General features: G+C 65.0%; 10 protein-coding genes. 7 read left to right on the forward strand and 3 right to left on the reverse strand.

The window, feature by feature from the left end; genetic code table 11:
* Positions 1 to 58 precede the first annotated feature (58 nt).
* The 3 genes from RIE53_10615 to RIE53_10625 all read left to right on the forward strand — a co-directional run bounded on the left by RIE53_10615 (position 59) and on the right by RIE53_10625 (position 6,486).
* Entirely contained in the window at positions 59 to 4,228 is a 4,170-nt protein-coding gene (locus RIE53_10615; protein ID MEQ9105140.1) for an ATP-binding protein, read from the forward strand.
* A complete protein-coding gene (locus RIE53_10620; protein MEQ9105141.1) occupies positions 4,225 to 5,382 on the forward strand; it encodes a hybrid sensor histidine kinase/response regulator in 1,158 nt (385 codons plus the stop codon). Before RIE53_10615 ends, RIE53_10620 begins: the two co-directional genes overlap by 4 nt.
* Before the next feature lie 309 nt (positions 5,383 to 5,691).
* A complete protein-coding gene (locus RIE53_10625) occupies positions 5,692 to 6,486 on the forward strand; it encodes a GntR family transcriptional regulator (protein MEQ9105142.1) in 795 nt (264 codons plus the stop codon).
* A 7-nt stretch (positions 6,487 to 6,493) separates the two neighbouring features.
* On the opposite strand, the gene RIE53_10630 is transcribed toward RIE53_10625, so the two are convergent.
* Positions 6,494 to 7,798 (reverse strand): molybdopterin molybdotransferase MoeA, encoded by a 1,305-nt coding sequence (locus RIE53_10630; protein MEQ9105143.1) that lies wholly within the window; start codon positions 7,796 to 7,798, stop codon positions 6,494 to 6,496.
* A 78-nt stretch (positions 7,799 to 7,876) separates the two neighbouring features.
* On the opposite strand from RIE53_10630, the gene RIE53_10635 reads away from it, so the two are divergent.
* A complete protein-coding gene (locus RIE53_10635; protein ID MEQ9105144.1) occupies positions 7,877 to 9,151 on the forward strand; it encodes a glucose-6-phosphate isomerase in 1,275 nt (424 codons plus the stop codon).
* A gap of 396 nt (positions 9,152 to 9,547) precedes the next feature.
* Positions 9,548 to 10,387 carry a universal stress protein gene (locus tag RIE53_10640; GenBank protein MEQ9105145.1) on the forward strand — a complete coding sequence of 280 codons (840 nt, stop codon included), beginning with the start codon at positions 9,548 to 9,550 and terminating at the stop codon, positions 10,385 to 10,387.
* On the opposite strand, the gene RIE53_10645 is transcribed toward RIE53_10640, so the two are convergent.
* Complete coding sequence (locus RIE53_10645; protein MEQ9105146.1) at positions 10,381 to 12,651, reverse strand: DNA internalization-related competence protein ComEC/Rec2; 2,271 nt, start codon at positions 12,649 to 12,651, stop codon at positions 10,381 to 10,383. The genes RIE53_10640 and RIE53_10645 overlap by 7 nt on opposite strands.
* A 191-nt stretch (positions 12,652 to 12,842) precedes the next feature.
* Between RIE53_10645 and nusB the strand changes: the two genes are divergently transcribed.
* A complete protein-coding gene (gene nusB / locus RIE53_10650) occupies positions 12,843 to 13,298 on the forward strand; it encodes a transcription antitermination factor NusB (protein ID MEQ9105147.1) in 456 nt (151 codons plus the stop codon).
* A gap of 5 nt (positions 13,299 to 13,303) precedes the next feature.
* Positions 13,304 to 13,960, forward strand: coding sequence for a metallophosphoesterase family protein (locus RIE53_10655; GenBank protein ID MEQ9105148.1), 657 nt, complete (start codon positions 13,304 to 13,306; stop codon positions 13,958 to 13,960).
* An 18-nt stretch (positions 13,961 to 13,978) separates the two neighbouring features.
* Here the strand turns inward: RIE53_10655 and RIE53_10660 are convergent, their stop codons facing one another.
* Positions 13,979 to 14,488: a hypothetical protein gene (locus RIE53_10660; protein MEQ9105149.1), complete on the reverse strand. Its 510-nt coding sequence runs from the start codon at positions 14,486 to 14,488 to the stop codon at positions 13,979 to 13,981.
* Positions 14,489 to 14,579 lie beyond the last annotated feature (91 nt).

Here is a 14,579-nt window from a genome sequence, read left to right on the forward strand (position 1 = left end):
TTTTTGGGCAATATACGTGTACCTTGTGGCGACTTTCTTCTTTCCCGGAATTCGTTGCATGCGGTGGGTCCTTCCCGTACTTGTCCTTCTCGTGACCGCGCCGCTGTCTGCAGTCGGCCAGGACGGCGGATTCCCCATGGTGCACCGGTTCACGGCGGCCGAGTACGGCTATCATCCGGCCAATCAGCAGGTGGTGGTAGCGCCCAACGGCCTGGTGTACGCCGCCAACGAGGAGGGCCTGCTGGAATATGACGGAACCACCTGGCGCCTGATTCCGCTGCCCGGTCGGCGGACCCCGCTCCAACTGGCGTTTTCGCGCACGGGCGACCTGCTCGTGGGCGCCACGGCCGATTTCGGGCATCTCGAGCCCGATTCCCTGTTCCGACCCACGTTCCGGTCCCTGCTCCCGGCCGACAGCGAGGAACGCGGCCGGTTCGACCGGACACTGGCCGTACTGCCCGGCCCGGAGGGCACCTGGTTCGTCACGGCGAACCGGATTTTCGACGTCCGCCCTGACACCCTGCTCCTGGTCACGTCCCCGTCGCCCATCCAGCATGCGTTCGTCCAGCGCGATACCCTGTTCGCGTCCATCTGGGGCCAGGGGATGAGCGTATTGGGCCGTACGGGGGGGCTGCGCCCGGTGGGCGGCAATCCGGGCACGGTGGGCGGCTCCGGCACTGCGGGCGAGAATGTCCTGGCCCAGGACGCGCTTCGCCTGGCGGTCGCCACCAGCGACTCGACGCATCTGCTGATCACCGCGGCAGGACGGTTCCTGCATTTCCAGAACCACCGATTGACGCCCTGGGACGAATTCCTGGCCGAGCGGCTGCGCCCCTACCGCTTGCTGGACGGACTCCGCCTGCAGGACGGCCGCCTGGCCTTCGCCACGGCCGCCCAGGGGCTCTTGATCGTGGACCTGCGCACGTCCGTCATCCGCCAGATCGACTACACGTCGGGCTTGCCGTTCGGGGAAATCCGCTCCCTCCACCAGGATCCGACCGGGCGCCTGTGGCTGGCCACCTCGGACGGACTGGCGTTTGTCGAGCTCACGAACGCCCTCACCAGCCTGCCCGAGAACGTGCGCCCGGCCGGTGCCGTGCGCGCGGTGACCCGGTACCGGGCCCAGTTGTTTGCCGGAACCGAGCGGGGGTTGTTCGTGGCCAATGAAGGTGCGGGCATGTCGGGATTCCGGTTCGACCCCGTGGCCACCATCAATGTCCCCGTCTTTGACCTGGAAGCCACCGAACGGGGACTCATCGTGGCGGCCGGTGACGCCGTGTATATCCACACCGGCCTGTTCACGGAACCCGAAACCATCCCGTTGCCGGGTACTCCCCAGACCATCCAGGCCGCCCCCGGGGACGACGTCTGGTATGTCGGCACGACGCAGGGCGTATCGGAACTCAGCTGGGTGGCCGATTCCCTGCTTTGGCGCGTGTCGGCCCACGCCGACGACGGGACGGGGCTGGTCACCTCCCTGGCGGTCGGACCGGACAGCGTGGTCTGGGCCGGGCGCACCCCGTCGGGCGTCGCCCGCATGGATTTCACCGGGGACGCGCCGACCGTCACGCTGTTCGATGAGCGCGCCGGGCTGGATGCCGGACTCACCCAGCCCGTCCGTATGGACGACCGCGTCGTGTTCGTATCCCGTGGCAGCATCCGGATGTTCCATGCGGCGATTTCCCGGTTCGACGTGGACGAAACCACCATCCGCCTGGGCAGTGGGCCGGTGCAGGGCATCCGCTTCGTGGGCACCGACGACACGGGAGCGCGCTGGGTGTTTTCCGATTCCTTCACCGGGCGGATCCGGATGGAGCCCGACGGCACGCCCCGCATGGAGCGATTCGACGATCTTGAGCGGCTTTCCGACGCACGCATAAAGAACCTCTTCTGCGACGTTCTGGACGGCTGCTGGATTGCCACCGACCGAGGCCTGTTCCACTTCAATCCGGCCGGGTCCCGGCCGACACCGGACACGAGGGCCCCGCTCATCCGGCAGGTCGCCACGGGACAACGCATCCTGTTCGGGGGCATGACGGCCGCTGCGGACTCGCTTCCCTCGTTCGTGCTCCCCATCGAGGAGAACGGGTTCCGCGTCTCGTTCGCTGCGCCCAACTTCGACCAGATTGCCGATGTCCGCTACCAGACCCGCCTGGTCGGAGCCGATGCCGACTGGTCCGAGTGGTCGTTGAACCCGGCCGTCTCCTATACGGGACTCCAGGAGGATGTCTACACCTTCCAGGTGCGGGCCAGCGGCGCCCGCGGCGGGACGAGCGGAATCACCTCCATCCAGGTGGAAATCCTGCCTCCGTGGTACCGGACCCTGTGGGCGTTCGCCCTCTACGGCCTCTTCCTGAGTACGACCATCATCCTGGCGGGTCGGGCCCTGGCCGGTATCCATGTACGCCGGCTGGAAGCCTCCAACCGGCGCCTGGAAGAGCGGTTGGGCGCCCAGGCTGGAGCCGTTGAGCAACAACGGCGCGAACTGGCCGGCCGCAATGAACTCCTCACGCAGTACAACGCGGAGGTCCAGCAGCATCAGCGCCAGCTCGAAATCCGGTTCGAGGAACTGCGCAAGTCCAAGTCCCGCATAGAGGAACAGGCATCCCAGCTGGCGGCCAAGAACCAGGAACTGGAAATCCAGCGGCGCGAGGTGGAGCGCCAGCGGAAACTGCTGACCCGCGCCAACGAGGCCCTGGAGCTCAGCTCCGAGCGGGCCGAGCGCTTTGCCATCGCCGCCGAGCAGGCCACCCAGTCGAAAAGCCGCTTCCTGGCCAACATGAGCCACGAAATCCGGACGCCCATGAACGCCATCCTGGGATTCACGGAATTGCTGTCCAACCGCGTTTCCGATCCCGAACAGAAACGCTACGTGGAGCACATCCTGACGTCGGGCCAATCCCTGTTGACCCTCATCAACGACATCCTGGACCTGTCCAAGGTGGAAGCCGGGAAGATCGACATCGATCCGGGCCCCACCGACATGGCGCGCCTGGTCGGTGACATGGACGTGATGTTCCGCCAGAAGGCCACGGACAAGGGCATCGGACTCGAGCTGGACATCGGCAGCACGGTCCCCGGGACGGTCCTCATGGACGAGCACCGGGTACGCCAGGTCCTCATCAACCTGGTCGGCAACGCCATCAAGTTCACTGCCAAGGGCCAGGTCACCCTCCGGTTGCACGCCAGGCGGGCCGGTCCGGAGCAGTGCGCGCTCCGGCTGGACGTGGAGGATACCGGAATCGGGATCCCGGACGACCAGATCGGTACCATCTTCGGTGCCTTCGACCAGGTGTCCGGACAGTCCTCGGCGGAATACGGCGGTACGGGCCTCGGGCTGGCCATTTCAAAGCGACTGGTCGAGTTGATGGGGGGTCAGATCGGCGTGAAGAGCCGTGTGGGCAAGGGATCCGTCTTCTCGGTGGTGTTTCCGGCGGTGCCGATCCTGGCCGATGGGCAGGCCCGCGGGGCCGCCTCCGACCCCACGTCCCGGTCCCGCTTCCTTCCGGCCACCCTGCTCGTGGCCGATGACCAGTCCGCCAATCGGGAGCTCATCCGGGGCATGCTCGAAGGGTTCGATCTGACCATCCTGGAGGCCGCCGACGGGAACGATGTGCTGGAACTGTTGGCGTCGAAACGACCCGATATCATCCTGTTGGATGCAAAGATGCCCGGCATGGACGGCATGGAGACCGCGCGGCGCATCCGAAGCGCCCCGGCGTGCGCCGACATCCCGATCGTGGCCATTTCGGCGGCGGTCATGAGCCAGGAGGTTGATGCCCTGCGCCAGATGGCCGATGCGTATCTCCCGAAACCCATTACCCGTGCCGATCTCATTGCGACCCTGGCCCGCTTCCTGGCACAGGAAATCGTGGAGCTGGCTGACAAGGCTCCTCCCGGGAAGGAGCACGTTGACGCGGCAGGAACGCCCGCGCTCGGCGCAGGCTCGGCGGCCGCGGGACCGGCGCCCCTGAAGGACCGTTTCCCGGAACTCCACCGCGCCCTTTCGGACCTCCAGCCGGAGTGGGCCGACGTCCACGACCGACTGACCATCAACGACGTGGAAGCCTTTGCCGCGAAGGTGGAGGAACTGGCCGCCACGCACGGTCACGACGGGCTGGGCGATTGGGCCCGCAGCCTGGGCGCTGCCGCCACGGACTTCGACCTGGATGCCATGGGCCGACGGCTCGCCGAGTTCCCGGATTTCATTGACGCGAAGACGACATGACCAAGCCGACAGCGAATCCGAATCCCGGCCACATCCTGATTGTGGACGATACGCAGAAGAACATCCAGGTGTTGGGCTCCATATTGCGCCAGGAGGGCTATGCCATCAACGTGGCCACGAACGGGCGTCAGGCCCTTGAGTCCCTGGCGCGCATCCATCCGGACCTGATCCTGTTGGACGTGATGATGCCGGAAATGGATGGATTCGAAACGTGCCGGCATCTGAAGGAAGATCCGTCCACGGCGGATATTCCGGTCATTTTCCTGACGGCCAAGGTGGAAACGGCCGACCTCGTGCGCGGGTTTGAACTGGGTGCCGTCGACTATGTGACGAAGCCCTTCAACGCCACCGAATTGCTGCGACGGGTGGAAACGCATTTGATGGTGGCCCGGCTCCGCCGCGAGCTCCAGGGGCGGGTGGACAGCCTGCAACAGGCACTCGAGGAAATCGAGCGCATGCAACGCGAGCAGGATGCGTTCCTGCGGCACGAAGTGAACAATGCCGTGGGGCCGATATCCGGATACGCCTACCTGCTGGAAGAGCAGGCCGGTGCCGCCCTGTCCGATCAGCAGAAGGACTGGCTCTCGAGGATCCGCACCGGAACGACCTCCATCCAGTCGCTGCTGGAAGACATGCGGCGCCTGCAGACGTTCGAGCGGCAGGACGTCGCGCTCGATCGACGCCCGGTGGACCTCGGGGAGGTGCTCGGTGATGTGGTCCGGGACCTGGTGTCGGCCCGGCGCCGGGAGCAGTCACGCCCCGTCGAGGTGCAGGTGGACATGCCCGATGACGCCGTGCGCGTGCAGGCCGATCCGTCGTTCCTGCCCGGCGTGTTCACCAATCTGGTGAAGAATGCCATGGAGCATGTGGACGGGGAGGGGACGGGCGACGGCGAAGGGTCGGCCCGGGTCCGCGTCCAACTCTCGGTGGAAGACGGCTATGCCGTCGTGCGCGTCCGGAACGGGGGAGCGCCCGTGTCGGCGGAGTGCCTGCCCACGTTTTTCGACAAATTCAACTCCACCAAGAGCGACCGCGGGGGCACGGGCCTCGGTACGTCCTATGCCGCCCTGGTGACGCGCGCACATGGGGGACGGATCGAGGTCGCTTCAAACGCGACAGACGGCACGACCGTCACGGTCCGGTTGCCGCTCTGAGATTCCTCCGGGGCCGACAAAAAAGGCCCGGAAGGCGCAACCTGACCTTCCGGACCCTGTTTCGGGTGCGCCCGGGAGTCTTTACAATTTGTAACCTGGCAGGTTACATTTAAGAACTCCTGATCACCCCGACCTGTGCCATCGCGCACGGCCTACTTGTAATTACAAGTGGGCGCGTTGGCGAACCATCGGGCCGGATCCTTGATCCAATGCCATGTAAGCCCCGCATGGTGTGTCGGGCGGGCCCTGACGCCGGATCCTTATGCCGGGTTGCTTGTACTGACAAGCAGAGCCAAACCCATTCCACTCATGAGCAGCGTCCACATGGCGGGCAAGCCCCGCCACGAAACCGTCAGTACCTGGATTCGATCGAAAATTGAAGCCGGAGAGTGGACGGAAGATCATCAACTGCCTTCGGAGAGTCAGCTCGGAAAGCAATTCGACGTGAGTCGAATTACCGTGCGACGGGCCCTGCAGACCCTGGAAGCGGACAATCTGATTTATCGCCGACAGGGACTCGGCTCTTTCGTCAAGGACAACCGGATCCATCAGGGGCTCGTTCGCCTGACGGACTTCGTTGAGGACATGGAAGCGGCGGGCCTGGTCCCTGCCAGCCGCATCCTGCACTACGAGCAGGAAACGGCATCGACCCGGATTTCCGAACAACTGGAAATCGAGAACGACAGTCCCGTCATGCGCATAGACCGGCTCCGGACCGGTGACGGCGAACCGATGGCTTTCGACCGTACCTGGCTGCCCATGTTCTACGCGCAGTTGCTGTCGGACTTCGACATGGAAAAGGAGACCATTTTCACGGTGCTGGAACGGGAATACGACATCTGTGTCTGTCGTGGCCGTTTCCGTATTGAAGCGGTCAACGCGCCCAATGATGTTGCCCAGTTCCTGGATGTCCCCTGGGGCCGGGCGCTGCTCGTGATCGAGCGGACCTCCTACACGGAACAGAATCGTCCCATCTACTACCAGCAGCGGTTCTACCGCAGCGACCGGGTTGCCTACGACATCGAGTTGAAGCGATCCCGGAACGGATCGGCCCTGTCACCGGGGTTGCCCCTCACGGAATTCGAGCCCGTATTCAAGAAGTAGGGCCTGTTCAGACGACCGGGATCGCCCACGGCAGCCACTGGATGGAAACCTTCCATCCGGCAGCGGGAGCGGCGACCCCCTCGGGAACGTGCACCACGCAGTTGGCCTGCAGTACGGATCCGTACAGGTTGGACCCCTGGGCTCCTGTGGTGCGCACACGCCATCCTTCGTCACCGGGCCGCGCCACACCGCGCACGAACGTGTGCAGTCCTTCCGGCTTCCGGATGTCCTCCTCCAGGATGGCCGTCACCAGACCCTCACCGGCGGACCAGTCCGCGGGCGTCCGGCCGGCCATCGTTTCCATGAGAGGGCGGACATACATCTCGAACCCCATGGCGGCGCTTACCGGATTGCCCGGCAGGCCGAAGACGTGGCAATGGCCCGCACGGCCATACAACAGGGGTTTTCCGGGTCGTTGGCGCACTTTCCAGAACAGGAGTTCGACGCCGGCCGCGCGCAGCGCGTCCTGCACGTGATCGTGGGCGCCCATGCTGACGCCGCCCGAAAGAACGACGACATCCGCCCGGCGCACGGCCTCTGCGACCTGTCCGGTGAGCGCCTCCAGGTCATCCGGCACGTGCGTCCACGCCCGCCCGTCGCCCGCGAGTCGTCCTCCCGCCAGCAGCGCCTGGGCCGCCAGGCCTGGCCCGTTCGTATTGCGCACCTGTCCGAACACCGGGTCCGACGCCGGATCCACGATTTCATCTCCCGTCGAGACGATCCTGACGCGGGGTTGGAACTGCACGGCCAACCGGTCTACGCCGAGTCCGGCCAGGACGCCCACCACCGGCGGTGTGATCACGGTCCCGGCGCGCAGCACCCGCTGCCCCGCGCGCACGTCCTCGGCCGCCGGGCGCACATGTTTGCCCGCCTCAATGCCGCGGTCCACGATGACGGACCCGTCGACGGAGGCCCAGCCCTCTTCATCGTTTCCTTCCACCTTGGTCCACTCGACCGGTACCACGGCATTGGCGCCCACCGGCACCGGCGCCCCGGTCATGATCCGCACGGCCTCGCCGGCCGTGAGTGGCCGGGCCGTCGGTCGTCCGGCCGCCGCATGCGACACCACCCGCAGCACGCCGCCATCCGGTCCCAGGTCCTCATGACGGACCGCGTATCCATCCATGGCCGAACTCGCGAAATCCGGGACATCGACCGTAGCTACCACATCCCGCGAAATCCGCCGCCCCAGAATGCCGTGCAGTTGGTCTGCATCGAGCCAGGCGCCCGGCTCCAGCCATTCATCATCTCGCTTGCGGACATCGTCCAGGACCAGGCGCAGGGCGGGCCCCACGGACAGGAACGTTCTCATTTCTGACGGTATTTCGTACTACTTTGGCATGCTCCGACTCCCGGGCATACGCACCAGTTTACAACCCTGCTCCGCACCATGCTTTCCTTCGATTTCACGGGCAGCAACGCCCACCTGCCGGAACCGGATCGCCAGCGCATGCTGCCCCGTGCCCGGGCCGCCCATCGCGCCCTGCTCCAGGGGACCGGCGCCGGTCCCGAGTGGCTGGGATGGCGACGCCTGCTGGCCGAGCCCGACGATGCCCTGCTGGACCAGGTCGAACAGGTGGCCCTCGAAATCCGTGAGCGGGCCGATGTGCTGGTCTGTATCGGAATCGGGGGATCCTACCTCGGCGCCGATGCCGTCATCCAGGCCCTGACGCCCGCCTTTCCGGACGCCGGACGGACACCCGTCGTTTTTGCAGGCCATCACCTGTCCACGGAATACCTGGCCGGCCTGCTGGAATGGCTGAAGGGCAAGTCGGTCTATGTGAACGTAATCTCGAAGAGCGGCACCACGCTCGAGCCCGCCCTGGCCTTCCGGTTCATCCGCGCGTTCATGGAGGAGACGTTCGAGGATGCCGATCGCCGCATTATTGCCACGACCGATGCCCACCACGGTGCCCTGCGCACGCTCGCATCGGAAAAAGGCTACCGCACATTCACCATTCCGGGCGACGTAGGGGGCCGGTTCTCGGCCCTGACGCCCGTCGGCCTGTTGCCGATGGCCGCGGCCGGCATCGATATCCGAACGCTGTTCTACGGATCGGTCACGATGATGCGCACGTTGGCATCGGAGGACGACAATCCCGCCCTGGAATATGCCATGCGCCGTTGGCTGCTGCATGAGGCGGGCTATACGACCGAGGTGCTTTCGGTGATGGATCCCCGAATGACGCGGATGGGGGCCTGGTGGCAACAACTCTTCGGGGAATCGGAGGGCAAGAACCATCAGGGACTGTTCCCCTCGGTCTGCACCTTCACGACCGACCTCCACTCCGTGGGTCAGTTCATCCAGGAGGGGCGGCGTACGCTCATCGAAACCTTCCTGACGGTGGAGTCGGGCTCGTCAACGCTCCGTGTGCCGGGTGATCCGGCCGATCTGGACGGGCTTTCGTACCTGGAGGGCCGCAGGATGCGGGACGTCAACCGCGCCGCATTCGAGGGTACGCTGAAGGCCCATATCGCCGGCGGCGTTCCCGTCACCCATATCGGGATGCCGGCCGTGAGTGCCGAGTCCATTGGCCAACTCATGTACTTCTTCGAACACGCCATTGCCGTCATGGGGTATTTGCTTGGCGTCAATCCGTTCGATCAACCGGGGGTCGAAGCCTACAAGAAAGAGATGTTCACCGCGTTGGGCAAACCGTGTTGAAACCGCGTTGGTAATTGGTGGGAGATGGGATTCCCGGCGTACGGTTGTTGGAAACCACCGACCTTCGCACAATCCATGAGACGGCTTTCCACGGACAACCCGGATGGAGTTTCCAACAAGCCCCCGGCAACGCCTGTTGAAAGATCCGGGACAACGGGAAGGAACCCGTTCCATCCATGCACAGCGGCATCCGTCAAGTCCGTTGACAACTTCCGTTGGCACCGGGTGAAGCTGTGGATGGAGGAAACGTTTCCACATATCCACAGGCCCTACTACAACTATCCTTTCCAATAAATTTCCAATCAATACTCGGAAAGCGTGTGGACAGTCTGTTTGGCAGGACCCTTCGGATTGTATACTTTCACCATCTGCAATCCCACATTCGTCCTGCCTGCCATGATCAAACGCATCCTGGTTGCCCTTGATGTCGATTCCGACACTCCTACCGCCACCAAATACGCCATTGACATCGCAAAACGCTCCGGTGCACGCCTGACCGGATTGGCCGTCGTGGACATGGGGGGCATTGAATCCACCAGCCGGGGCGGCGGCATCGGATCCATGTACTACATGGAAAAACTGCGGGAGAAGCTGACGGAAGAGACCCGTCAGAAGGCCCGTTCCCTCCTGGAGTCGTTCCGGAAGACCGTGGATGCCGCAGGATGTGAGCATGTGGAAACCGTCGCCGAAGGCGTCCCTTTCCAGCGCATTGTGGAGGACATGAAGTACCACGACCTGTTGGTCATCGGGAAGGATCCCCACTTTTTCTATGCGCACCCGAAGCAGGATACGAACACCCTGGCTCACGTCATCGAGTCCACCATCGGCCCCACACTGGTGATTCCGAAGACGTACCGGCCCATCAAGAAGGTGCTTTTTGCGACGGACGGGTGCAATCCGTCCGCGCGGGCGCTTCGACGCTTCATCCATCTTGCGCCATTCGGACCCGACATCGAGTTGACCGTGCTGCACGTGGACGATGAGGATCCGACGGACAGCGACCTGTACCTGACGCTGGCCAAGGATTATCTGTCGGCCCACGGCTTTGCGGCCAACGTGCTGCGGATGCAGGAGCGGGATGTGGATACGTGCATCCTGACGCAGGCCAAGGCCATGGGTGCCGATTTGATTGTGGCGGGAGCCAAGACGAAGCGGTCGCTGCGAAGCCTGCACCTGGGCAAGTCCACGGAGCATTTGCTGAAGGGCGCGCCGGTTGCGGTATTCATTGATCACTGATCCGGTGGTGAAATCCACGCGCCGTCGCTGAACGTAACGTGGACCCGGGCTCCTGAGCGGGCCCATCGGTCAACGACGGACGGGTCGGGATGCGCGAACCGGTTGTTCCTGCCGGCGCTGATGAGGGTGGTGGCAGCCGATGCGTGCGCGATCAGTTCCGGCGTGCTGCTGGTGGCCGAACCGTGATGGCCCGCCTTGACGACATCCACGTCCAACATCGGGCCCATGTGACGGACCAGGCTCCGCTCGGCGGGTGCCTCGGTGTCTCCGAGGAAAAGCCATGAACGGCGTCCGACCTGGAGGCGCAGGACGACGGAGTCGTTGTTCGCGTCGCGTATCGGGTGCCGTGCCGGGCCGAGCACGTATAATCGTGCGCCAGGGCCCACGTCCACGGTATCGCCCCGCCGGAGGGTGTGTTGGGATGCGAACGTCTGAACGGGCAGGAGATGCGCCAGGCGCGGCGTGCCCCCGGTATGATCGGCGTGTTCGTGGGAATGGATGAGCCCGTCGATGCGTCGCCGCCCCCATCCCGTGATGTGTGCCGCCACGGTTTCCCCCGACCGGTTCGATGGGCCGGAATCGATGACGAGGGTACGTCCCGGGAGCATGATGATGGATGCATCGCCCTGCCCCACATGAAGTTGCTGCACGATGGGGGGATGCTGGCGGGGCGTCAGGACAAGCAGCAGGATGCTCACCCATATCCCGATCGTGGACCGGCGAGTCCGGGCACGCGGCGGTCCCGGACGCAGCGCCCACAACCCCATCCACGGGAGCAGCAAGAGCGGAGTGAAGACCCCGGGCGGGGCTGACCAGCGCGTCCAATCCGGCCACGAGGATCCGAACCGCGCCATGGCATGGAGTGTGGCCGCCAGGGCTTCCGTCAGCAACACGGACAGGGGTCCCGGATCCACGAGCGCGGAGAGGGAGGTCAGGAGCATGGGGGCCATGAGGGGTACGGCCAATGGGCTCAGGGCGGCGCCGGCAGCCGGGCTCTGGCCGAAGCTCAGTACGAGTACCGGCGCCGTCCCGAGCCACGCCGCTGCCGTGACGACGAGCGCCGAGGCCGCCGGCCGCCTGCGGAGCCGGGACAGCCACGGCAGAACCAGGAGGATGGCGCCGACCGCGCTGAAGGACAGCTGCCACCCGACCGAGCGCCACGCGGTCGGCGTCATGAACAGGGAGAGCAGTATGGCCCAGGCAAACGCAATCCGCGGTGAGGGCTTGCGGCGGAAGGCGCCCGATACCAGCAGCGCCGCTCCCATGATGGCTGCCCGTTCCACCGACGGAGCAGGCCCCATCCACCAACTGAGCCCGACCAGTCCGACGGCCGCCATGGTTCCCGTGACGGCGCGGCGGACGCCCTCGGCCACCTTGACGCGGCGCAGTACCATGCGGAGGGCCGCCACCAGTGCCAATGCCACAAAGCCGACATGCAGTCCCGATACGGCCAGTACATGGGCCAGGCCCGAATCCGCGAAGGTGGCCTGCACCTCCTCCGGAATGTGCGACCGGTCTCCCAGCCAGAGCGCGCGGGCCAGGGCGCGGCTGAGGGGTGTGGCCAGCGTGCGGTCGAAGGTATTGGCCGCCTGCCGGTGGAGGTGCATCCGGACCGTCTGAATCCTGCCGGCGCCATGGATGGAATACAGGCCGGTGACCTCGTCAATGACCCCCACGGCGCCCAGGCCCCGCAGCCAGGACGCCTCGTCGAAATCGAACGGGTTCAGGGGATGCGCGGCGGCCCGGAGACGGCCACGCACGACCACCCGGCTCCCGGCGGCAAAGATCGGGAGGGTATGGGAAGAGGAGGGAATGCTTCGGGCCGGGGCGGGGTAGGGCTGTGGCAGGCGGACCAGCACACAGGCCTTCCGGCGGCAGAGCAGGAATCCGCTCCCGCCGCCCGTCACCCGCTCCACGGATCCCTCGACCACCTGCAGGCGCGGCTCCTGCCGGAACGGGGCGGGAGTCGCCCCGGAATGGAAGCATCCCAGGACAAATCCGGTCAGGGCCATGACCGCCACGCCCAGCAACGGAAGGAGAGTGTGAGCGCCCGTTGCAGGACCTTGTGGATGGGTAGAGCCGGGGCGCTGGCGGCGAAGAGCCAGTACCAGCCCCAGCACCGCCCATCCGGTGCCCAGCGCGAGGACAGGGACGGCACCCGTACCCGTCCACACCAGCCTGCCGGATGAACCCCCCAGAACCAGACCCCCGCTGACGACGAGTGGAAGCCACGTGTGGGGCGCAATGCGGGGAACGAGTGGCATGACGGGTGGGCCTGCTCGGGTCGGTATACTGACGGTAGACCCGCGCCGCTGTCCGGCATAACGCATCCACCGGGCCAGGACGTGTCAGTCGTGTAAAGGAACCCTTCATGAATCCGGGAACGCCGATTGCATGGCAGCCGGAAACCGCCCTATCCTGTGATTCTGTTTTTTGACGAACACGGTGTCCACCCATGAGTACGCGACGCGAAGCGCGTGAGCGCGTCATGCAGGCGGTTTACGCATTCACGGTAGGCGTGGACAATGCGGATCACGTCATCAAGACCATCATCGATGGGCAGATGGATGACCGCGAGGGCATTGCATTCGCCACGAAACTCTTTCTCCGGACCCTCGACGCCACCGATGAGACCAACGCGCTGCTTGAGAAATACACGCAGAACTGGGACATTTCCCGGATTGCCCTGGTCGACCGCATCGTACTGCGGATAGCCATTGTCGAATTGAAGTACTTCCCGGACATCCCGCCCAAAGTGACCATCAACGAGGCCATTGAAGTCGCCAAGCGCTACTCCACGGAACGTTCCGGTCAGTTCGTCAACGGCATCCTGGACGCCATCCTGGCGGACCTGAAGGCCGAAGGGCAGCTCAAGAAATCCGGCCGCGGCCTTATCGGGCTGGAGGGCTGACCGGCATGGGATTGATAGCCATCGGTGACATCCACGGTTGCGCACGGTCCCTGAAGGCCCTCCTCACGCAGCTCGACGTCCAGCCTGACGACCACCTGGTATTCGTGGGCGACTACATCGACCGGGGGCCGGATTCGAAAGCGGTCATCGACCACTTGCTGGAGCTCCGGAAAACCATCACGTGCACGTTCCTCCGGGGCAATCACGAGGACCTGTTCCTGGGGTGGTTGGACCGCGACGAATATGAGTTGTTCGCCATCAACGGGGGAACGACCACGCTGGAAAGCTACCGGGACGACACCGGGACGATTGTCATCCCCGATGAACACATCGCGTTCATCCGGGAAACGGATTTGTGGTACGAGACCGACGAATTCGTGTTTGTCCATGCCGGACTCAATCCCACCATGTCGGTGGCCCAGAACCTGGAACTGGCCGATCCCCAGGTGTTCATGTGGGAACGGTCCCACATGAAAACGGACATGCTCCTGTGGGAAAAGACCGTTGTCTGCGGGCATACCCCGGTCAGTATGCCCATCAACCGGGAGCGGCTCATCAACATCGACACGGGGTGCGTCTTCCACGCGAATTCCGCGCTGGGTATGCTGACGGCGGTGCGTCTTCCGGAGCGCGACTTCGAACAGGTCCCGTTCTCGGGCTGAGGGCAGGCCGTAAGCACCCTACAACGGCAGCCAGAGTCCCATCCGGAACGAGGGCCCCACGGTCCCCAACTCCGCAAACCACACGCGGCCGGGCCGCGTGGCGCTCTTCCAGGGCCGGGCATGGGTAATCCGGACGGCCGGTTCCAGCAGCAGCGCGAAACGGTTGTTGCGGGCCACAAGGTCATCCCGGGTGGAAAACGAAACGGCGGGGCCGGCGCGCAGCGCCACGTCCACGTCGAAACCACGGTACGGCACGTTTCCGATGGTGCGTTCAATCCCGTAGACCCGCACGGCCACGCCCACCAGCAGGGCAACGCGTGATTGGTCCTCGCTCTTGCGGAACAGCGGCTCGATATCCCCGATGAAATGCACCTCCCGGGTGAACATGCGTCCGGCCATCACCCCGCCCACCGCGACGCCCTCTCCGCCCAGCACGGCGGGCCCCACCTGCACGAAGGTCCCCTCCGGAGCCCGGCTCAGTCCGAGGGACGTGGTCTGGGCGTGGACGCCCGGCGCCAGGGCAGACAAGAGGGCGAGCCACCCGAGCAGGGCCGCGCAGATATACGCGCAAAAGGCCAGGCAAAAGGCCGCGCACCGGGTCCTCACCGCCACGTGGTCC

Source organism: Rhodothermales bacterium (assembly GCA_040221055.1).
Taxonomy (GTDB): domain Bacteria; phylum Bacteroidota; class Rhodothermia; order Rhodothermales; family UBA10348; genus 1-14-0-65-60-17.

Excerpts from the sequence above, each read along its gene's own strand:
- RIE53_10615 (MEQ9105140.1), top strand. The coding sequence starts at position 59 with ATGCGGTGGGTCCTTCCCGTACTTGTCCTTCTCGTGACCGCGCCGCTG.
- RIE53_10620 (MEQ9105141.1), top strand. The coding sequence starts at position 4,225 with ATGACCAAGCCGACAGCGAATCCGAATCCCGGCCACATCCTGATTGTG.
- RIE53_10625 (MEQ9105142.1), top strand. The coding sequence starts at position 5,692 with ATGAGCAGCGTCCACATGGCGGGCAAGCCCCGCCACGAAACCGTCAGT.
- RIE53_10630 (MEQ9105143.1), bottom strand. The coding sequence starts at position 7,798 with ATGAGAACGTTCCTGTCCGTGGGGCCCGCCCTGCGCCTGGTCCTGGAC.
- RIE53_10635 (MEQ9105144.1), top strand. The coding sequence starts at position 7,877 with ATGCTTTCCTTCGATTTCACGGGCAGCAACGCCCACCTGCCGGAACCG.
- RIE53_10640 (MEQ9105145.1), top strand. The coding sequence starts at position 9,548 with ATGATCAAACGCATCCTGGTTGCCCTTGATGTCGATTCCGACACTCCT.
- RIE53_10645 (MEQ9105146.1), bottom strand. The coding sequence starts at position 12,651 with ATGCCACTCGTTCCCCGCATTGCGCCCCACACGTGGCTTCCACTCGTC.
- nusB (MEQ9105147.1), top strand. The coding sequence starts at position 12,843 with ATGAGTACGCGACGCGAAGCGCGTGAGCGCGTCATGCAGGCGGTTTAC.
- RIE53_10655 (MEQ9105148.1), top strand. The coding sequence starts at position 13,304 with ATGGGATTGATAGCCATCGGTGACATCCACGGTTGCGCACGGTCCCTG.